The organism is Stenotrophomonas sp. STEN009, assembly GCF_056760395.1.
The window spans coordinates 1-19,455 of sequence record NZ_JBRRES010000004.1 but is presented as its reverse complement, the minus strand read 5'-3'; the positions used below and the strand labels follow the sequence as shown (position 1 = coordinate 19,455).

Below are 19,455 nucleotides of genomic sequence, written 5' to 3'. Positions count from 1 at the left end.
TTCGTGAAGGGAGCCAATTTAATGAACCGCAATGGGGCGAGTATTCATGGCCGAGTCAGAAACTGTGGCCAGATGAACAAATTCACGTCGTTTCAGGACCGAAAGCGACTCAGTGCGCCTCGTCCCAGTTCTTGCCTACGCCGGTGTCGACCACCAGAGGGACACGCAACTGTGCCGATTGCGACATACGCTGCACCACATTTTCCCGCAGCTCCTCGACAAACGCAGTCTCGGTTTCGAACACCAGTTCATCGTGCACCTGCAGGATCATCCGCGCCGGCGCCCCGCTGTCGCGCAGCCAGCGGTCAACATCCACCATCGCGCGCTTGATGATGTCGGCAGCGGTGCCCTGCATCGGCGCGTTGATCGCGGCGCGTTCAGCACCGGCACGCAGGCCCTGGTTGCGTGCATGGATATCGTTCAGATACAGGCGGCGGCCGAACAGCGTCTCCACATAGCCCTGGTCACGGGCCTGCTGGCGCATCCGCTCCATGAAGTCACGCACGCCCGGGTAACGGCTGAAGTACAACGCCACATAATCCTGCGCCTGGCCCCGGTCGATGCCGAGGTTGCGGGCCAGGCCGAAGGCACTCATGCCGTACATCAGGCCGAAATTGATCGCCTTGGCCGCGCGGCGCTCGTTCGGCGTCACCTCGTCCAGGGTGCGGCCGAACACTTCTGCGGCGGTGGCGCGGTGCACGTCGGCGCCCTGCTCGAAGGCGCGCACCAGGCCCGGGTCTTCGGACAGGTGGGCCATGATCCGCAGTTCGATCTGCGAATAGTCGGCTGCCAGCAGCTGGCAGCCTTCCGGTGCGACGAAGGCGCGGCGGATGCGGCGGCCATCTTCGGTGCGGATCGGGATGTTCTGCAGGTTCGGGTCCGAGGAGGACAGGCGGCCGGTGGCAGCGCCGGACTGGTGGTAGCTGGTGTGCACCCTGCCGGTATCCGGGTTGACCATCTCCGGCAGCTTGTCGGTGTAGGTGCTGCGCAGCTTGGCCAGGCCACGGTAATCGAGGATCACCCGCGGCAGCTCATGCTGGTCGGCGATCGCCTCCAGCGCCTCTTCATTGGTGCTGGGCTGGCCCTTCGGGGTCTTCACCACCGCCGGCAGCTTCAGCTCGTCGAACAGCACGGCCTGCAGCTGCTTCGGCGAATCCAGGTTGAAACTGCGCCCGGCCAGCTCGGTGGCCTTCTGCTGCGCGGCCAGCATGCGCGAAGACAGGTCCTGGCTCTGCCGGCGCAGCTCGTCGGCATCGATGCGCACACCGTTGGCCTCGATGCTGGCCAGTACCGGCACCAGGGGCATCTCGATGTCGCGGTACACGCTGTCCAGGGCCGGTTCGGCCAGCAGCTGCGGTTGCAGCGCGCGGTGCAGGCGCAGGGTGATGTCGGCGTCCTCGGCCGCATAGCGGCTGGCCTCGTCGATGCCCACCTGCGAGAACGGAATCTGCTTGGCGCCCTTGCCGGCCACGTCCTCGAACTTGATGGTGGTGTAGCCCAGGTAACGCAGGGCCAGCGAATCCATGTCGTGGCGGGTGGCGGTGGAATTGAGCACGAAGCTCTCAAGCATGGTGTCGTCGTGGTAACCCTGCACCTCGACACCGTGGCGCCGCAGCACATGCAGGTCGTACTTGCCGTGCTGGCCCAGCTTCTTCCTTGCCGGGTCCTGCAGTACCGGGCGCAACGCGTCCAGCACCTGCTGCAGCGGCAGCTGCGCCGGTGCGCCGGGGTAGTCATGGCCCACCGGGATGTAGGCCGCCCTGCCCGGCTCGACCGCCAGGCTGACACCGACCAGGCGCGCGCGCATGGCATCCAGCGCGTCGGTCTCGGTATCGAAGCTGATCAGGTCGGCCTGCTGCAGCCGCTCCACCCAGGCCTGCAGCTGTTCACTGCCAAGCACGGTCTCGTATTCACCTGGCGCGGCCAGTGCCGGATCCAGCGTGCCCTCGGCCGGTGCCTCCGCACTGCCACGGGCGAAGCCGGCCGCCGTGCCACGCAGGCTCGGTGCCGCCTCGCTGGCCACGGCCGGTGCCGGCAGCGGCGCCCCCAGTTCCTTCAGGGCCTGGGTGAAACCGTAGCGCGCGTACAGCTCGGTCAGCGCCGGCACGTCCTGTTCGCGCAGCGCCAGCGTGGTCGGGGTGGCCTCCAGCGCGACGTCGGTGCGGATCGTCACCAGCTCGCGGTTCAGCGGCAGGCGCTCCAGCGCCGCACGCAGGTTTTCGCCGATCTTGCCCTTCATGGCCGGCGCGGCCGCCATCACGCCCTCCAGGTGCTGGTACTCCGCCAGCCACTTGGCGGCGGTCTTCGGCCCGCACTTCTCCACGCCCGGCACGTTGTCGACGCTGTCGCCCATCAGCGCCAGCAGGTCGACGATCTGGTCGGCGCGCACACCGAACTTCTCCATCACCGCCGCGTCCGAATCCATGCGGCTGCCGGTCATGGTGTTGACCAGTTCGATGCCCGGCCGCACCAGCTGGGCGAAGTCCTTGTCGCCGGTGGAAATCGTCACCTTCAGGTCCTGCGCCTGGCCCTGCAGGGCCAGCGTGCCGATCACATCGTCGGCTTCCACGCCCGGAACGCGCAGGATGCTGATGCCCAGCGCTTCGACGATGCGGCACATCGGCTCGACCTGGCTGCGCAGCTCGTCGGGCATCGGGGGACGGTTGGCCTTGTACTGGTCGTACAGGTCATCACGGAAGGTCTTGCCGGGCGCATCGACGACGAACGCGACGTAGGCCGGCCGCTCCTTCAGCGTCGAGCGCAGCATGTTGACCACGCCGAACAGCGCGCCGGTGGGCTCGCCCTGTGCATTGGACAGGGGCGGCAGCGCGTGGAACGCGCGGTACAGGTAACTGGACCCGTCGATCAGGACTAATCTGCTCATGCAGCGATTCTACGCGCCTGTCCCTGCACAGCGGCGACACGGCGCATGCCCGACGATGGGGCATAATCGAATCTCTTTCCAGGCAAAGGACCACCGCCCATGAAGACTCTGATGCTGGCCTCCCTGCTCCTGCTTGCCGGCTGCGCCAGCATGGGTGGCGCCGGGGCGCCCCCGGTCGACGTCAAGGGCGCCGAGGTCTCCAGCCGCACCATGAGCAACGGCGACACCATCGAGGAGTACCGCGTGGCCGGGCAGCTGCGCATGGTCAAGGTGACGCCGTCGCGGGGTGCCCCGTTCTACATGTACGACAAGAACGGCGATGGCCGCATGGACACCGACAAGGACGGCGTCTCGCCGGTGTACTGGAAGCTCTACAGCTGGTGATGTGACAGGGGTCGGATCCCTTTCCGCAGGATCCGACCCCAGCGAGCCCGGCTGCATAAAAGATGACGCCGGCGCGCATCCTGCGGCCGGCGTCGGTGTCCCCTCCCCGGGAACACGTGCCTCAGCGGATGACCAGCACCGGAAGCGTGCTGCGTGCCAGCACCTCGGCGGTCTGGCTGCCCAGCAGTACGCGGGTCACGCCACGACGGCCATGCGAGGTCATCACGATCAGGTCGCTGTTGCGCTCGGCAGCGGTCTCGATGATGCCGTCGGCCGCGTAGCGGTCCAGCACATGCACCGGGTTGGCCTGGATGCCCTGCTCAGCGGCTTTGGCCAGCGCAGGCTGCAGTACCTTCTGCGCGCCTTCCTCGCGATCGGCCTTGTACTCGGGGCTGTTCATGTAGCCCACGCTCCAGCCCATGGCGTCGTACATGCCGACAGCCCACGGCTCGGAAACGGTGACGATGTCGACCTCTGCATTGAGGTCCTTCGCCAGCTCCAGGCCCTTGGCCAGGCCCTTGTCGGCCAGCTCGGACCCGTCGGTGGCGATCAGGATGCGCGTGTACATGGTGGGGCTCCGTGGCAATCCGCCGGATGGGAACGCCACCATTGCACACCCGATGTGCACGTGGCGCTTTGAGCAGGATCAATCCGGCGCCTGTAGAGCCGAGCCCATGCTCGGCTCCGGATGGATGAGCCGAGCGTGGGCTCGGCTCTACAGGTGGCCCTCTCAGGCGATCTGCACCACGCGTGCGTTCTGGCACAGCGGGTAGCTGGCCACGAACCCGGCAATCGCATCACGCATCGCCTCGAACGACTGGCCGTACATGTACAGCGCGGTCTCGGTCGGGCCCTGCCACCAGCTGCAGATCTCACCCAGGCCATCGATGCGTTCGGACAGCTGTTCGAACACATGGTTGGAATCGCATTGTTCGTAGACCTCGTCCGGCAGGTTCTGGCCATCCAGATAGATGCCCAGGCCTTCGGTGACGCCGAAACCGCGGTCGCCGTCCCCGGCGCCCTGCACCTTCGATCCCTTCGGCGCGCCCAGCTGCTCCAGCAGATCGATCAACTTCGGCACACCTGCCGCGTCATGAAGCGCCACCTCGATGTCGCCGTACTCGACCTCGCCGTCATCGGAGAGGGCGGTCCCGCCGCCGGTGATTTCGCCCACTTCGGCGGCCTGCAGCAGCGCGTCGAGCGGATCCTCGAACAGCTCGTGGCGATGCTCAGGCTGCAGCCTGGCGTTCAAGGTCACGGTGACATGCAGCGTGGGCTCGGTCATGGGGGCATTCCTGGAAGAGATGCCGCCCATTGTAGAGCCGAGCCCATGCTCGGCCGGGTGTTCCCGTGATGGGGTGGGGGGGCCCCCCCCCCCCCCTCGACGGGAATCAGATCACCGTCAGGTTGGCGTAGGCCATCACCAGCCACTTGCTGCCGGCGTCGGCGAACTCGACCTGCACGCGGGCGTGGGCGCCGTTGCCTTCGTAATCGGTCACCATGCCTTCGCCGAACTTGGGATGGCTGACCAGCGCGCCGAGCTTGATCGGCGGCAGCTCGATGGCGGCATGCCCCATCACCCGGCTGCTGCCCAGCGACGCGGGACGCGAGACCTGCACCTTCGGCCGCACTTCATGCAGCAGCCCGCGTGGAATCTCACGCAGGAATCGCGAAGGCAGGCTGTAGTTGTCCTGGCCATGGATGCGGCGTGATTCGGCGTAGCACAGCACCAGCTTCTGCCGCGCCCGGGTGATGCCCACATACGCCAGGCGCCGCTCTTCCTCCAGCCGGCCGCTTTCTTCCAGCGAACGCGCGCTCGGGAACAGGCCATCCTCCATGCCGGCCAGGAACACCAGGGGGAATTCCAGGCCCTTCGCCGAGTGCAGGGTCATCAGCTGCACGCCGTCCTCGCCGGCCTGCGCCTGGCCCTCGCCGGCCTCCAGCGCAGCGTAGGCCAGGAACGCCACCAGCTCGTCCATGTCCTCGCCCACTTCCTCGATGTCATCGGCCCGCCGCACGAAGCGCGAGGCGACCGAGACCAGTTCGTCGAGGTTGTCGGTGCGCGATTCGGAGTCGAGCGAATTGCGGCTTTCCTTGCTCCAGTGCTCACGCAGCTGCGAGCGCGAGAGCACGTGATCCACGCGCTCGGCCAGGGTCATGTCCCGGGTCTGCGCCTGCAGTTCGTTGACCAGCACCAGGAAGCCCGCCAGTGCGTTGCGCGCACGCGCGGCCAGCGCATTGCCCTGGGTGACCAGCATGGTGGCTTCCCACAGCGAAATGCCCTGCGCTCGTGCTTCGCGCCGCACTTCGTCGAGAGTGCGTTCACCGATGCCGCGGGTCGGCGTGTTCACCGCGCGCTCGAAGGCGGCATCGTCGTTGCGGTTGGAGAGCAGGCGCAGGTAGGCCAGCGCGTCCTTGATCTCGGCGCGTTCGAAGAAGCGCATGCCGCCGTACACGCGGTACGGCACCTGCTCGCTCAGCAGGGCTTCTTCCAGCGCACGCGACTGCGCATTGCTGCGGTAGAGCACGGCCACTTCGGTGTAGCTGCCACCATCGCGCACCCACTGGCGGGCACGTTCGACGATGTAGCGGGCCTCGTCCATCTCGTTGTACGCCGCGTACAGGTCGATCGGCTCGCCGTCACCGCTGTCGGTCCACAGCTGCTTGCCGATGCGATCGGGGTTGTGCGCGATCACCGCGTTGGCAGCACCGAGGATGTTGGCCGTGGAGCGGTAGTTCTGTTCCAGGCGGATGGTCTGCGCGCCCGGGAAATCACGCAGGAAGCCCTGCACGTTCTCCACCTTGGCACCGCGCCAGCCGTAGATGGCCTGGTCGTCGTCGCCGACCACGAACACATGGCCGGACTCCCCCGCCAGCACGCGCACGAAGGCGTACTGGATGGCATTGGTGTCCTGGAACTCGTCCACCAGGATCTCGCGGAAGCGGGCGCGGTAGTGCGCCAGCAGGCCGGGATTGTCACGCAGCAGCTCATGCGCGCGCAGCAGCAGTTCGGCGAAGTCGACCAGGCCGGCACGGTCGCAGCGCGCCTGGTACTCGATGTAGGCCTGGCGCATGGTTTCCAGCCACGCATCGTGCGGCTCGGGCTGGATGTGCTGCGGGCGGCGGCCTTCATCCTTCTGTTCGTTGATCCACCACGCGATCTGCTTGGGCGGATGCTTGCTGTCGTCGATCTCCAGTGCCTGCACCACGCGCTTGACCAGCCGCAGCTGGTCGTCCGAATCCATCACCTGGAAACCTTCGGGCAGCTTCGCGTCCTGCCAGTGCAGGCGCAGCAGGCGGTTGGCCAGGCCGTGGAAGGTACCGATCCACATGCCACGGCTGCCATGCGGCAGCTGTGCGTCGATGCGGTGGCGCATCTCGCCGGCGGCCTTGTTGGTGAAGGTCACCGCGAAGATGCCATGGGTCGGCACGCCTTCGACTTCATGCAGCCAGGCGATGCGGTGGGTAAGTACGCGGGTCTTGCCGGAACCGGCACCGGCCAGCACCAGGTGGTGGCCGGGGGGAGCGGAGACGGCTTCGCGCTGGGCCGGGTTCAGGCCATCAAGCAGGTGGGAGACATCCATGCCCCCATTTTACGGCATCGCCGTCGCGGCTCCTGCGACCACCTGGGTGGCCAGTGCCTGCGCCTGCTGGCGCAGTTCAGGCACCGCCAGGCTTTCCCACAGGCTGCCGATGCGCAGGCTGCCAAGTACGCCCAGCCGCGCCTGCGGCTGGCCGCCGGCGCTGCGCACGCGGTCGCCGGGCACCGTGCTGTCCAGGCCCAGCCCATGCGGCCCGGGACGGGCCAGGCCATCGGCCTGAAGCTGCTGCAGCAACGGATTGCGCAACGCGGTGGCGCGGGTCTCCACACCGGTGGCGTTGATCACACCACCGATCGTCCACTGCTGCGGGTGTCCGGCCGCATCGTGGCCCGACAGCTGCAGCGCATCGCCCTCACGCCAGACCCGATCCAGGCGTGCGCGATGCACGCGCAGCTGACCGCTGGCCTGCAATGCGCGCAACTGTGCATCGACCTCTTCGGCGATGCGATGGCGATGTACATCCCAGTAGCGCACCACATGGCGCAGGAACCGCCGCTGGTCGGCCTCGTCGAGGCTGCACCACAGCGCCTGTCCATGCGGACGGAGGCGGTCCATCACGCCCTGCCAGGGCAGGCCATCCGCCTCGGCCCGGCGCACCTGCCGGCGCAGCGTGCGCAGGCGCTGGCGCAGCGTCATCGGCAGCAGGGGGGCGGGGTCGAAATCCGGCAGGCCCGCGTGCGCATGCGGCAGCGGCAGCAGGCCGTGACGGGAAATCACATGCAGCGGGCCGGTGTGACCGGCCGCGACCAGCGCCAGCACCGTATCAGCCATGCTCAGACCGGAACCGACGATGGCCAGCGCGTGCGCGCCTGCCAACGCGCGCACGCCGTCGTAGTCCCAGGCTTCGACCACGGTGTCGGCAGGCAGTCCATCGGCACCGGCCACCGGCAGCGGACGCATGCTGTTGCCGGTGGCGAGCACCCCCTGCGCGGCGTGCCATGTGTGGCCATCGCCCAGCTGCAGGCGGTAACCGGAGTCATCCGGAGCGAGGCCCCGCACCGGCTGCGCGATCACCTGCAGCTGCGCCGGGCTGGCCGCAACCGCCTCCTGCAGACGCTGCTGCAGGTACGCGGCGAAATGATGGCGGCCGACATAACGCTCGCCCAGCACCTCGCGCGTCTCGCCCGGGTAGGCGTTGACGGCCATCAGGTAATCGAGGAAGTCAGCCGGCTGCTCGGCGAACGCACTCATTTTCGCCGCCGGCACATTCAGCAGGTGCTCCGGCCACGGCGTGGCATAGGCGATGCCCTGGGCCAGCTGCGAGGCGGGTTCGAAGATGGCCAGCGCCAGTGGCGACCGGGCCTGGCGCAGCACCTGGATCGCCACCAGCACCCCGGCCGCACCACCACCGATGATCGCCAGGTCCAGTTCGCCATTACACGGTGAATCAGTCATGTGCCGATTGTAGGCCATCGGCCATGACGGGCCGGAGTGCCGCCGCGTGCGCAATGATCGAGACCGCTCGAGCTCCGGCGCACCGGTTCACATCAACGCGTCGGCCAGGCGTGCGATGCCTTCGCGGCTGCGGCGCCAGGCAGGACGCTTGCGCCACTGCTGCAGATCGAGCTGGCGCGACTGGCGCAGGTAATCGTCTTCAATGGCACACAGCTGCGTCACCAGCACGCGGTCGTAGCAGACCAGGCCGATCTCGGCATTCAGCGCGAACGAGCGGATATCCATGTTGATCGAGCCGAGCACCGCGATGTCTTCATCCACGCTCATGTGCTTGGCGTGCAGGAACTGCGGCTCGTACAGGGCAATGCGCACGCCACAGCGCAGCAGCTCGTCGTAGTAGGCCTCCTGCGCCCAGGCGGTCAGCCGCTGGTTGTTGCTGGCCGACAGGATCAGCTGCACCTGCACCCCGGACAGCGCGGCGATGCGCAGCGCGCTCAGGGTCGCTTCGTCCGGCACGAAGTACGGGGTGACCATCACCAGCCGCCGGCGGGCCAGATGGATCAGTGCGGCGACGGCATCACGCGCGTTGCTGTACGGATAGGCCGGCCCGCTGGGCAGCAGCTGGGTGGCAACATCGTCGCTGCACTCGGGTACGTCGGCAATGACGTCCAGGCGCTGGCCGGTCTCGATGTACCAGTCGCTGGCGAACACGGCTTCCAGGTGTGCCACCGCCGGGCCGCGCACACGCGCCACCAGCTCGCGGTTGGGATGGCCTGGCACGAACTCCGGCCGTGCCAGGTTCTGCGAACCGATGTAGCCCACTTCGTTGTCGATCACCGCAATCTTGCGATGGTTGCGCAGGTCCATGCGGCCGCTGCGGCGCCAGCGCAGCCCGCCGGGCAGCATCGCCCGCACTTCGATATCGCGCGCCTGCAGGCGCTTGCGGTAGGCGCGCAGGCCACGCTTGGCGCCCACCGCGTCCAGCAGCACCCTGCACTGCACGCCGCGGGCGGCGGCACGCTGCAGCGCCTCGACGATGGCCTCGCCCACCGAATCGTCGAACATCAGGTAGTACAGCAGGTGCACGCGGTCTTCGGCCTGGTCGATGTCGGCGATGAGCGTGTGCAGCGATTCGTCGTAATCGGTGAGCAGATCGACGGCGTTGCCGTGTACCGGCATGAAATCGCCCTGTCGCTGCACCAGCGGCACGATTTCCGCGCTGGCCGTATCCGGTTCCGGCTTCCAGCGCAGGCGGCGCTGCAGCGCCTGCTCTTCGCGGATGACCTGCGAGGCCTCGGCCTGGCGGCGGATGCGCTCGCGCGACAGCCACGGGTGGCCGAACAGCAGATACAGCGGCAGGCCCAGCAGCGGCACGAAACCGACCAGCAGCAGCCAGCTGCGGGCCGCGCCCGGCGTGGTGCGGGTCGGAATCCAGCACAGCGCGACCAGCCGGATCAGCCAGTCGATCAGCAGCAGATACGATCCCAGCAACCACTCAACCAGCATCGCGTCGTCCGTCGGCAGGTGATGGGCCATTCTGCCCAGCAGGGTGTGTAGAGTCGAGCTTGCTCGACTGCCTCAGCGCAGCCGGGCACGGGCTCGGCTCTACAAGGGAGGGCGGGCTTCAATGCCGCACCGGCACCTCGCTCAGCTGGCGAACCGATTCGGCGTGGCGGCGGCCGTTGAGCGCCATGCAGGCAATGGCCTGCGCCGCCCGCTCCAGCTGTGCATCCGGCAGCGGCGAGGAGGTACCCTTGCTCAGCGCCAGATGGTGGTCGCACAGCAGCAGCGCCATGCCTTCGATGCCTTCCAGCATGCGCTGCAGGCGCAGCCAGCCCAGTTCCAGGTCCTGCCGGTGTGATGGGGTGTTCATGCAGCCTCCTTCAACGGATCTGGCCACCGGTGAAGGTGGCGGACGATGCGTGGTTGCAATACCGGGGAACAAGCAACGGGAACAAACCGGCGGGCACACGGCCCCCACGCACCGCCCGCCAGAAGGCAGAGCGGGTCGCCAGCCGCTGCAAAAGCAGGGGCAGCGGCTGGCGAATTTACCGTTACTCGATTCCTCGGGATTGCAAGCCCGACCGCTGCAGATGCAGCGGCTTGCCATCATGGACACAGCGAAGCCAGTGATTCCAATTGATTTGGATCGCGCGAACTGCCGGAACCGGTAGGAAGAATCACTTATCGCATTCGGCCCATGATTCCGCGCACTGCGCCATAGGCGACAGCCTGCGCAGGGAGTACGGCCGTGCCGGCCAAGGGCCGACACCCACCAGACCAGACGACAGGCAAGAAAAAACCCGCCACAAGGGCGGGTTTCTTCGCGGGGACCAGCAATCCGTGCGGATTACTTGATCTTGCCTTCCTTGTACAGGACGTGCTTGCGCACGACCGGATCGTACTTCAGGAATTCCATCTTCCCCGGGGTGTTCTTCTTGTTCTTGTCCGTGGTGTAGAAGTGGCCGGTACCGGCCGAGGAAATCATACGGACCTTATCGCGCTTGCCTGCCATGATGCTTTACTCCTCAGACCTTTTCGCCGCGCGCACGCAGCTCAGCCAGAACGGAATCGATGCCGTTCTTGTCGATGGTGCGCAGTGCATGCGCGGAAACACGAAGCTTGACCCAGCGGTTCTCGCTGGCCACCCAGAAACGGCGCTCGTGCAGATTCGGCAGGAAACGACGACGGGTCTTGTTGTTGGCGTGCGAGACGTTGTTACCCGTCTGCACTCGCTTGCCGGAAACCTGGCATACGCGGGACATTGCGCACCTCGATAGTAGTTGTTGTCAGCCCGTAGCCCGGGAGACGGCGGCCTCGGTGGTTGCCCACCACACGTCAAGAGAATCAAAGGGTTACGCTGGCGTTGGGCGGCCGGGGACGTGCTCCCGGGGGCGCCGCCCGGCACGAAACCGGACACAGCGAGCCGCGCATTATGCATGCAATCAAGGCCTTGCGCAAGTTACCCACAGGAGCGGCCGGGCGTGGGCTCGGCCCTGCGGGTCCATCACCCCAGCGCTTCCACCACCCAGTCGATGAATACCCGCAGGCGCTGGCTCATGTGCCGGTTCGGCGCAAACATGATGTGCATCGGCATCGACGGCAGCTGCCAGGCCTGCAGCAGCGGCAGCAGTTCACCGCGTGCCACGTGCGGCTCGGCCATGTAGCTGGGCAGGGCGACCACGCCCAGCCCGGCCAGGCCGGCGGCGAGATAGGCATTGCCGTCATCGAAGCCGACCGTATGGCGGCCCTGCACCTGGACGGTCTCATCGCCGCGCCGCGCGGCGAAGACCCGCGCCCGCCCGCTGCGTGGGCTGAGCAGCCCAACCATGTGGTGCTGCGGTCCCTCCAGCGCGCGCGGATGCTCCGGCAGACCAAAGCGCTGCACGTAGTCCGGGCTGGCGTGGAAGCCGATCGGCAGCTCGCCCAGCGGCCGTGCCACCAGGGCCGGGTCGGCCGGGGTGCCGCCACGGATCACGCAGTCGACGTTGTCGGCGATGACGTCGACCTCGCGGTCGCTGACGCCGATGTCCAGCTGGATCTCGGGGTAGCGCGCCTGGAAGTCCGGCAGTGCCGGCACCAGCCGCAGCCGCGCATAGGGCCCGGGCACGTCGATGCGCAGGCGGCCGCGCGGCTGCACGGCGGCATCGCCCAGGCCACCCTCGACCTCTTCCAGCTCGGCCAGCAGGCGGGCAATGCGGGGGTAGTAGGCCGCACCATCGGCGGTGACGCTGACCCGCCGCGTGGTGCGGTTGAGCAGGCGCAGACGCAGGTGCGCTTCTAGCTGCTGCACCAGTTGGGTCACCGTGGTGCGACTGATCTGCAGGGTCGTCGCGGCACGGGTGAAGCTGCCGGTCTCCACCACACGGGCAAAGGCGCGCATGGCCTCGAAGCGGTCCATCGGCGATCCGATTGTTTGGGATATGCGATCAATCTAGTCCGATCGTCGCCGTATATCCAGACAACAATCGCGAGCAGGATGGCGGTTCTTCCCATCAGGCCCTTCCCATGTCACACCGCGATGTCGTTTTCCCCGTTGGCCGCCAGGCCCTGTATGACCGCAACCGCTACTCTCCGGCGATCCGGTCCAATGGCTTCCTGTTCGTCTCCGGGCAGGTCGGCAGCCGCGAGGATGGCTCGCCCGAACCGGACTTCGAGGCGCAGGTCCGTCGCGCCTTCGACAATCTCAATGCCGTGCTGGCCGCCGCAGGCTGCACGTTCGATGACGTGATCGACGTGACCGTGTTCCTGGTCGATCCGGAGAAGAACTTCGAGAAGGCCTGGGCGATCGTGCCCGAGTACTGGGGCGAGGCGCCGCACCCCACCCTGACCGGTATCGGCGTGACCTGGCTGTACGGCTTCCAGTTCGAGATCAAGGTGATCGCGAAACTGCCGTGACCCGGGTAGTGCCGGCCGCTGGCCGGCAATGCGATGGGATCAGAGCCCTTTCCAGAGAAAAGGGATCTGACCCCAGCGGCGAAAAGCGTGTCGACCAAGGTCGACACCTACCAGAGCACATGTGCGCGACGCACCCGAACGGCGGGTTGGGTCAGAGCCCTTTCCGGAGGAAAGGGATCCGACCCCGCGCCCGCCCAGCTGAACGGGAGATTCCGACGAATTCCCGAAGTGGCCATTGATATTGTATCCGGCGAAAACCGCTTGCTAGCCTCCCCTCCATGCGCCGGATCGCCCGCCACCTACGCTCGTACCTGCTGATGCTGCTGATGGCGGCATTCGTGGTCGTGCCGGTGGCCGACGCGCTGGCGTGCGCGGTGGAACCGCATGCCAGCGTGGCACATGTGGAGTCGGCGGCCGATGACACCGCAGGCGACAGTGACAGCAAGCACACCGGTGCCTGCACGCATAACCACTGCCACCATTCCACCTCCAGCCTGCCGGCGAACACCTTCGCCGCCTTCGATGCGCCGCTGCCGGCGCGCTGGATGACGGCCGGCGATGCGACGGCCTACGCCGTCGCCCAGGATGAACTGACGCGTCCCCCCCGGGCGTGAGCTGAGCGCGTCCCGCTGCTGCGGGCTCCCGTTTCACTCACAACCGGAATCCCCCTATGTCGATCCTGACACCACGGTCGCCGCGTGCGGCCGGGCTGGTCGTCGCCGTGTTGCTGGGCCTGGCCCCGGCGGCATCGGTGATGGCGCAAGCTGCTCCTTCCTACGACACCCTGCTTGAACGACTGGACCAGCTGCCCGGCGCCCGTGTGGGCTCGGCGCTGGCCGAGGCTGCCGACGCCCGCGCCGACCAGGCCCGTGCGCTGCCCAATCCTTCCCTTTCCTGGTCGGCCGAGAACGCGTGGGGCACCGGCTCCTACGGCGGCATGGGCAAGGCCGACAGTGTGCTCAGCCTGTCCCAGCCGCTGGAGGTCTGGGGCCAGCGCGGCGCGCGCGTACGTGCCGCCCGTGCCGAGGCCCAGGCCGCCAATCTGCGTGGCGCGCAAAGCCGCAGTGATGTTGCCGGCCAGCTGGCCGCGGCCTACGCACAGGCAGAGAGCGCATTGCGCCGCTACACCCTGGCCGAAGAGGCGCTGGCCCTGACCCGCGACGATGCCAAGGCCGTCAATGCCATGGTCAGGCAAGGGCGTGAACCGCAACTGCGTGCGGTGCAGGCGCAGAGCGAGGTGGCCAATGCCAGCGCCGCGCTGGACGAGGCGCAGGCCTTCCGCGACGCCGCGCTGGCGCGCCTGGCCGGCGCCGCGCTGCTGGATTCGCCGGTGCAGTCGATCGACAGCAGCCTGCTCGACCGCGCACCTCCGCTGCCACGCGGCGCCACCGATGCCGCACTCGCGGTGCGTATCGCCGAAGCCGAAGCCGATGCGGCCGGCCGGCTGGTGGACGTCGAGCGCAAGCGGGCGCTGCCCGACCTGAGCCTGACCGCCGGACAGACCCGCTTCCGCGAAGGCGGCGAACGCGCTTACACGCTCGGCGTCAGCGTGACCGTGCCGTTGTTCGACCGCAACCGGGGCGGCATCCGTGCCGCCAGTGCCGACCAGCGCGCGGCCGAAGCCCGCCTGGACCAGCAACGCCGCGACAGCGAGGCCGGACGGCTGTCGGCCATTGCCGGGCTGAAGGCTGCCAGCAGCCGCACCCGCGCCGCCGATGAAAGCGTGGTGGCGGCCGAGGAAGCCTATCGGCTGGCCCGCGTCGGCTTCGATGCCGGACGCATCTCGCAGCTGGAACTGCGCAGCACGCGCAGCGCGCTCATTGCCGCCCGCGGCACCGCGGTGGATGCACGCCTGTCGCGCGTCGCCGCGGAAATCGATCTTGCCCGCCTCGAGGGGCGCGCACCCTTTATGGAGGCCCCATGACACTGTCCCGTTCCTTTCCCCTGCTTGGCGGCGTCGTGCTGGCCGTTCTCCTCGCCGGCTGCGCCGGCAACGCACAGACACCGGAAACAGCCGATGCCACTGCAGCCAAAGCCGGCAGCGATGACGGCCACGGCCACGCAGCCGACAGCCCGGACGCCAAGGCCGAGGCTACCAAGGCACCGGCCGACGCCGACGAAGGCGTGGTGCAGCTGACGCCGGAACAGATCAAGGCGTCCGGTATCGAAGTGGTGGCCGTCGGACGCGGTGGTGGCGGCTCCACCCGCCTGTCGGGCCGTGTCGAACCATCGGTGGGCGCACGTGCCTCGGTGGCGTCCACCGTGAGCGGTCGCGTCGAACGCGTGCTGGTGGCACCAGGCACAGCGGTGAAGCAGAACCAGGCCCTGGCGATCGTGGTCAGCGGCGAAGCCGCCGTGTTCCGCGCCAACGCTCTGGCCGCATCGGCCGAAGCCGAGGCGGCACGCCTGGCCTACGGCCGCGACAAGGCGCTGGTCGAACAGGGCGTGGTCGCCCGCCAGGAGCTGGAAGCATCGCGCGCCCGTTCGCTGGCCGCACAGGCGCAGGCGACTGCCGCACAGGCGCAGGCCGCGGCCAACGGTGCGCCCGATGCCAGTGGCCGCGTGCGCATCACCAGCCCGGTGACCGGCATCGTCGGCAACGTCCAGGTCACTCCAGGCGGCGTGGTCGCCGCAGGCAGCGCGGTGGCCGATGTCGCCGATCCGGCGATGAACGAACTGGTGTTCACCGCACCGCCTGCGCTGGCCGCGCAGGTCACCCCGGGCATGACGCTGGACGTCACGGTGCCGGGCGGCAGCTTCACCGCCACGGTCACCGGCTCTGCGGCCGACGTGCGCCAGCAGGGCGGCGTGGCGGTCATCCGCGCGACGCCGGTGGAGGCGGCTTTGCCGCCGGCCGGTTCGCCGGTGTCGGCCAGGGTGGTCACCGAAGGCCGGGACGGTGCACTGAGCGTGCCAGCCGATGCCGTGCAGAACGTCGACGGCAGCAGCGCCGTGTTCGTCGCCGTGGAAGGCGGTTTCAAGGCACAGCCGGTGCTGGCCGGCCGTCGTGCCGGTGATCGCATCGAGATCCTCGGTGGACTGAGCGGCAACGAGCGCATCGTCGGCACCAATGCCTTCCTGCTCAAGGCCGAACTGGCCAAGGGCGAAGCCGAGCACGGCCACTGAGGAGGCGACCATGTTCAAGCTCATCATTGAATCAGCGGTGCGCTTCCGCTGGCTGGTGGTGTTCCTGGCGGCGCTGATCGCGGCCTGGGGCCTGTTCCAGCTGGGCAAGCTGCCGATCGACGCCGTGCCGGACATCACCAACCGCCAGGTGCAGATCAACACGGTGGCACCTGCGCTGACACCGGAACAGATCGAGCGGCAGGTGACCTACCCGCTGGAAACCGCGCTGGCCGGCATTCCCGGCCTGACCACCACCCGTTCGCTGTCGCGCAACGGCTTCTCCCAGGTCACCGCGATCTTCACCGACGCGACCGACATCTACTTCGCCCGCCAGCAGGTGGCCGAGCGCATGCGTGAAGCGGCGGAAGATCTGCCCGATGGCGCGTCGCCGCTGCTGTCGCCGGTCACCACCGGCCTGGGCGAGGTGCTGATGTGGACGGTGGACTTCACCCCGTTCGATCCCACCCGGCTGGCCAGACCGGGGGATGCGGGCTGGCAGGCCGGCGAGGTCTACCGGACGCCGGAGGGCAGCCTGCTGCGCACGCCGGAAGAACGCGCCACCTACCTGCGTACGGTGCAGGACTGGATCATCGCGCCGCAGATGCGCTCCAGCCCGGGATTGGCTGGCGTCGATACGGTCGGCGGGTACGTGAAGGAGTACGGCGTGCACCCGGACACTGCCAGGCTGGCTGCGCATGGCCTGGGCCTGGCCGACCTGGTCACGGCACTGCAGCGCGCCAACGTGCAGGCGGGTGCCGGTTTCGTGCAGCGTGCCGGCGAAGGCCTGGTGGTACGTGCGGACGGCCTGGCACTGACCACTGATGATCTGGCGCAGGCCCCCGTTGCGACCCGCAATGGCGTGGTGGTGCGCGTGGCCGACGTGGCCGATGTCGATCTCAGCCGTGCACCGCGCCTGGGCGCGGCCAGCCGCAATGGTCACGAGGCCGTGCTCGGTACCGCCCTGATGATCGCCGGTGGCAACAGCCGCACCGTCGCGCAGGCGGCAGCGGCGCGCCTGGAGCAGGTCAACCGGTCGTTGCCGGCCGACATCGTGGCCGTGCCGGTGCTGGACCGCAGCGTGCTGGTGAACTCCACCATCAGAACCGTGGCAAAGAACCTCACCGAAGGTGCGCTGCTGGTGGTGGTGGTGCTGTTCCTGCTGCTGGGCAACCTGCGCGCGGCAACCATCACCGCGCTGGTGATTCCGCTGTCGTTCCTGTTCGCCGTGATCGGCATGAACCGCTTCGGCATCAGCGGCAATCTGATGAGCCTGGGTGCGCTGGATTTCGGCATCCTGGTGGACGGTGCAGTGATCGTGATCGAGTCGACGCTGCTGATGCTGGGCCAGCGCCGCGCCGAACTGGGCCGTGCGCTGACCGCGATGGAACGTCTGCGCGTGGCGGCGGAGTCGGCGCGGAAGATGGCGCGTCCAGCGGCGTTCGGCCAGTTGATCATCCTGCTGGTGTTTGCGCCGATCCTGACCCTGGAAGGCGTGGAAGGAAAAACGTTTCATCCGATGGCCGCCACGTTCATGCTGGCTCTGGTGGGTGCCTTCCTGTTCTCCTTCACCTTCGTGCCGGCCATGGCTGCGCTACTGGTGCGCGAGCCGAAGCTGAAGGAAAGCGGGGCGCACGCCGATGACGGCGAACACGAAACACGCCTGATCCGCGTGCTGCGCGCACGCATCGAACCGGTGATCCGCAAGGCGGTGGACCACCCGCGCTCGGTGCTGGCCGGCGCGGTGATGATGGTGGTGGTGGGCATCGGTTCGTTCTCGCTGCTGGGCCGCGAATTCATGCCGACGCTGGATGAGGGCAATGTGGCGATGCAGGCGCTGCGCGTACCGTCGACCTCGCTGGAGCAGTCGCTGGCGATGCAGCTGGCGCTGGAAAAGGCGATTGCCGGGCAACCGGAAGTGGAAACCGTGTTTTCGCGCACCGGTACCGCTGAAGCCGCGATCGACCCGATGCCGACCAACATCTCCGACAGCGTGATCGTGCTGAAGCCGCGCAAGGAGTGGCCCGATCCGACGCTGGACAAGGAGGCGCTGGTGGCGCGCTTCGAGGCGCTGGCCGGGCAGCAGCTGGGCAACAGCTTCGAGTTCAGCCAGCCGATCGAGCTGCGCTTCAACGAGCTGATCTCCGGCGTGCGCACCGACCTGGCGGTGATGATCTTCGGCGATGACTTCAGCCAGCTGCAGAAGGTGGCCGACCAGGTCGCGTTGAAGCTGCGTGCGGTGGACGGTGCGGCTGACGTGCGGGTGGAGCAGATTTCCGGCCTGCCGACCCTGAACGTGAAGATCGACCCTGTCGCCGCCGCGCAGTACGGGCTGACCGCTGCGGACGTAAGCGATGCACTGGCCACCGGCATCGGTGGCACGGCGGCCGGCAAGATCTTCGAGGGCGACCGACGCTTCGACGTGGTTGTGCGGCTGGACGATGCCGCGCGCAACGATCCGGACCAGCTGTCATCGCTGCCGATTGCCACACCGGCCGGACTGGTCATTCCGCTGTCCTCGGTGGCCCGCATCACGGTCAGCGAGGGACCGAACCAGATCAGCCGCAACAATGGCAGCCGCCGGGTGGTGGTGCAGGCCAATGTGCGCGGCCGCGACCTGGGCGGCTTCGTCGGCGAAGCGCAGGCAGCGGTGGCCGACGTGGCGCTGCCGCCGGGCGCCTATCTCACCTGGGGTGGCCAGTTTGAGAACCTGCAGCGCGCGGAAAAGCGCCTGGCAACGGTGGTACCGGTCGTGTTCCTGCTGATCGGCAGCCTGCTGTTCATGGCCCTGCGCAGTGGCAAGGAAGCCGTGCTGGTGTTCAGCTGCGTGCCGCTGGCGCTGGTCGGCGGCATTCTCGCCCTGCTGCTGCGTGGCATGCCCTTCTCGGTATCGGCGGCGGTCGGCTTCATCGCCGTGTCCGGCGTGGCCACGCTGAACGGCCTGGTGTTGATGCAGGCCATCCGCGAGCGGCTCGATGCCGGTGACCTGCCCCTGCAGGCGGCAATCAACGGTGCCGCCAGCCGGATCCGCGCGGTGCTGACCACGGCACTGGTGGCGATTGTCGGCTTCATCCCGATGGCGATCGCCAGTGGCTCCGGTGCGGAGGTGCAGAAACCGCTGGCGACGGTGGTGATCGGTGGCCTGATCACGGCGACCGCGCTGACCCTGCTGGTGCTGCCGACCTTCGCTGCGCGCGTGGCCAGGCCTCGGCCGGCCAACGTGGCCGGCACGTCGCACTGAGGCCCTTCTGGCCCGGCAGGGATGTACCTGCCGGGTCGATCACCTGCAAGGAGACGTTGCATGACCACACCGCAGGACCGCACCCGCCACCTGGTCCAGGCCGGCGCCTTCCTGATCGAACTGGCCGACAACGCCGGGCTGCCGATGGATATCCGGGCCGAAGCGCATCGCCTGCTGCGTCACTACCCTACGGTCAGCGAGATCCGGATGATGGCGCAGCTGGAGAACAATACGGCGATCTTCAAGGTGCCGTTGATCGCCGACGCCTTCGAGCGCGAATGGGTGGATCGCTACACGCGCGGTGCGCATCGATGAAGACGCGGCGGGGGGCGGCGGGGGGGGGGGGCCGCCCCCCCCCCCCCGGAAAAACAAACCCCGAAAAGACCCCGAAGCGGCCGCGCGATAATATCGGGCGGGGCTGGTGAAGT

Annotated in this window: 17 protein-coding genes; 7 read left to right on the top strand and 10 right to left on the bottom strand. The window is 67.9% G+C overall.

Translation table 11 applies throughout. The features are described from left to right. Positions 1–109 precede the first annotated feature (109 nt). Positions 110–2,884 (bottom strand): DNA polymerase I, encoded by a 2,775-nt coding sequence (gene polA / locus ACVOMM_RS02820; RefSeq protein ID WP_481525861.1) that lies wholly within the window; start codon positions 2,882–2,884, stop codon positions 110–112. A 99-nt stretch (positions 2,885–2,983) separates the two neighbouring features. Between polA and ACVOMM_RS02815 the strand changes: the two genes are divergently transcribed. Then, a complete protein-coding gene (locus ACVOMM_RS02815) occupies positions 2,984–3,268 on the top strand; it encodes a DUF2782 domain-containing protein (protein WP_053519930.1) in 285 nt (94 codons plus the stop codon). A gap of 121 nt (positions 3,269–3,389) precedes the next feature. On the opposite strand, the gene ACVOMM_RS02810 is transcribed toward ACVOMM_RS02815, so the two are convergent. The 9 genes from ACVOMM_RS02810 to ACVOMM_RS02770 form a co-directional block, all read right to left on the bottom strand. Continuing rightward, entirely contained in the window at positions 3,390–3,836 is a 447-nt protein-coding gene (locus ACVOMM_RS02810) for a universal stress protein (protein WP_049433086.1), read from the bottom strand. Between the two features lie 162 nt (positions 3,837–3,998). Then, positions 3,999–4,553: a hypothetical protein gene (locus ACVOMM_RS02805; protein WP_049433087.1), complete on the bottom strand. Its 555-nt coding sequence runs from the start codon at positions 4,551–4,553 to the stop codon at positions 3,999–4,001. Between the two features lie 106 nt (positions 4,554–4,659). Next, positions 4,660–6,852 carry a DNA helicase II gene (uvrD, locus tag ACVOMM_RS02800; protein WP_074900176.1) on the bottom strand — a complete coding sequence of 731 codons (2,193 nt, stop codon included), beginning with the start codon at positions 6,850–6,852 and terminating at the stop codon, positions 4,660–4,662. Positions 6,853–6,861: 9 nt separating this feature from the next. Continuing rightward, complete coding sequence (locus ACVOMM_RS02795; RefSeq protein WP_346475353.1) at positions 6,862–8,283, bottom strand: FAD/NAD(P)-binding protein; 1,422 nt, start codon at positions 8,281–8,283, stop codon at positions 6,862–6,864. A 69-nt stretch (positions 8,284–8,352) separates the two neighbouring features. Continuing rightward, on the bottom strand, positions 8,353–9,771 hold the full coding sequence (gene cls, locus ACVOMM_RS02790) for a cardiolipin synthase (RefSeq protein WP_053519935.1): 1,419 nt from the start codon (positions 9,769–9,771) through the stop codon (positions 8,353–8,355). Positions 9,772–9,889: 118 nt separating this feature from the next. Beyond that, complete coding sequence (locus ACVOMM_RS02785) at positions 9,890–10,138, bottom strand: hypothetical protein (RefSeq protein ID WP_053519934.1); 249 nt, start codon at positions 10,136–10,138, stop codon at positions 9,890–9,892. Positions 10,139–10,615: 477 nt separating this feature from the next. Beyond that, complete coding sequence (gene rpmG / locus ACVOMM_RS02780) at positions 10,616–10,783, bottom strand: 50S ribosomal protein L33 (protein WP_169411268.1); 168 nt, start codon at positions 10,781–10,783, stop codon at positions 10,616–10,618. 10 nt (positions 10,784–10,793) lie between these two features. Continuing rightward, the gene (rpmB, locus tag ACVOMM_RS02775) at positions 10,794–11,030 is read right to left on the bottom strand and encodes a 50S ribosomal protein L28 (protein WP_005411638.1); all 237 of its coding nucleotides are present in this window, start codon (positions 11,028–11,030) and stop codon (positions 10,794–10,796) included. A gap of 242 nt (positions 11,031–11,272) precedes the next feature. After that, positions 11,273–12,166 (bottom strand): LysR family transcriptional regulator, encoded by an 894-nt coding sequence (locus ACVOMM_RS02770; protein ID WP_053517725.1) that lies wholly within the window; start codon positions 12,164–12,166, stop codon positions 11,273–11,275. Between the two features lie 107 nt (positions 12,167–12,273). On the opposite strand from ACVOMM_RS02770, the gene ACVOMM_RS02765 reads away from it, so the two are divergent. From ACVOMM_RS02765 to ACVOMM_RS02740, 6 genes are all read left to right on the top strand, one after another. Next, entirely contained in the window at positions 12,274–12,663 is a 390-nt protein-coding gene (locus tag ACVOMM_RS02765) for a RidA family protein (RefSeq protein ID WP_053517723.1), read from the top strand. Between the two features lie 278 nt (positions 12,664–12,941). Further along, positions 12,942–13,277, top strand: a complete 336-nt coding sequence (locus tag ACVOMM_RS02760; RefSeq protein ID WP_053517722.1) for a hypothetical protein — start codon at positions 12,942–12,944, stop codon at positions 13,275–13,277. Between the two features lie 56 nt (positions 13,278–13,333). Next, positions 13,334–14,587: a TolC family protein gene (locus ACVOMM_RS02755; protein ID WP_481525860.1), complete on the top strand. Its 1,254-nt coding sequence runs from the start codon at positions 13,334–13,336 to the stop codon at positions 14,585–14,587. Next, entirely contained in the window at positions 14,584–15,789 is a 1,206-nt protein-coding gene (locus tag ACVOMM_RS02750) for an efflux RND transporter periplasmic adaptor subunit (protein ID WP_111187182.1), read from the top strand. Before ACVOMM_RS02755 ends, ACVOMM_RS02750 begins: the two co-directional genes overlap by 4 nt. Before the next feature lie 10 nt (positions 15,790–15,799). Further along, positions 15,800–19,027, top strand: coding sequence for an efflux RND transporter permease subunit (locus tag ACVOMM_RS02745; RefSeq protein ID WP_481525859.1), 3,228 nt, complete (start codon positions 15,800–15,802; stop codon positions 19,025–19,027). A gap of 60 nt (positions 19,028–19,087) precedes the next feature. Further along, on the top strand, positions 19,088–19,342 hold the full coding sequence (locus ACVOMM_RS02740; RefSeq protein ID WP_128987622.1) for a BPSL0761 family protein: 255 nt from the start codon (positions 19,088–19,090) through the stop codon (positions 19,340–19,342). The last annotated feature ends 113 nt before the right edge of the window (positions 19,343–19,455 follow it).

Coding starts and splice junctions, on each gene's coding strand:
- uvrD (WP_074900176.1), bottom strand. CDS start 6,852: ATGGATGTCTCCCACCTGCTTGATGGCCTGAACCCGGCCCAGCGCGAA.
- ACVOMM_RS02755 (WP_481525860.1), top strand. CDS start 13,334: ATGTCGATCCTGACACCACGGTCGCCGCGTGCGGCCGGGCTGGTCGTC.
- ACVOMM_RS02810 (WP_049433086.1), bottom strand. CDS start 3,836: ATGTACACGCGCATCCTGATCGCCACCGACGGGTCCGAGCTGGCCGAC.
- ACVOMM_RS02760 (WP_053517722.1), top strand. CDS start 12,942: ATGCGCCGGATCGCCCGCCACCTACGCTCGTACCTGCTGATGCTGCTG.
- rpmB (WP_005411638.1), bottom strand. CDS start 11,030: ATGTCCCGCGTATGCCAGGTTTCCGGCAAGCGAGTGCAGACGGGTAAC.
- ACVOMM_RS02770 (WP_053517725.1), bottom strand. CDS start 12,166: ATGGACCGCTTCGAGGCCATGCGCGCCTTTGCCCGTGTGGTGGAGACC.
- polA (WP_481525861.1), bottom strand. CDS start 2,884: ATGAGCAGATTAGTCCTGATCGACGGGTCCAGTTACCTGTACCGCGCG.
- ACVOMM_RS02740 (WP_128987622.1), top strand. CDS start 19,088: ATGACCACACCGCAGGACCGCACCCGCCACCTGGTCCAGGCCGGCGCC.
- ACVOMM_RS02795 (WP_346475353.1), bottom strand. CDS start 8,283: ATGGCCTACAATCGGCACATGACTGATTCACCGTGTAATGGCGAACTG.
- ACVOMM_RS02805 (WP_049433087.1), bottom strand. CDS start 4,553: ATGACCGAGCCCACGCTGCATGTCACCGTGACCTTGAACGCCAGGCTG.
- cls (WP_053519935.1), bottom strand. CDS start 9,771: ATGCTGGTTGAGTGGTTGCTGGGATCGTATCTGCTGCTGATCGACTGG.
- ACVOMM_RS02815 (WP_053519930.1), top strand. CDS start 2,984: ATGAAGACTCTGATGCTGGCCTCCCTGCTCCTGCTTGCCGGCTGCGCC.
- ACVOMM_RS02765 (WP_053517723.1), top strand. CDS start 12,274: ATGTCACACCGCGATGTCGTTTTCCCCGTTGGCCGCCAGGCCCTGTAT.
- ACVOMM_RS02785 (WP_053519934.1), bottom strand. CDS start 10,138: ATGAACACCCCATCACACCGGCAGGACCTGGAACTGGGCTGGCTGCGC.
- ACVOMM_RS02750 (WP_111187182.1), top strand. CDS start 14,584: ATGACACTGTCCCGTTCCTTTCCCCTGCTTGGCGGCGTCGTGCTGGCC.
- ACVOMM_RS02745 (WP_481525859.1), top strand. CDS start 15,800: ATGTTCAAGCTCATCATTGAATCAGCGGTGCGCTTCCGCTGGCTGGTG.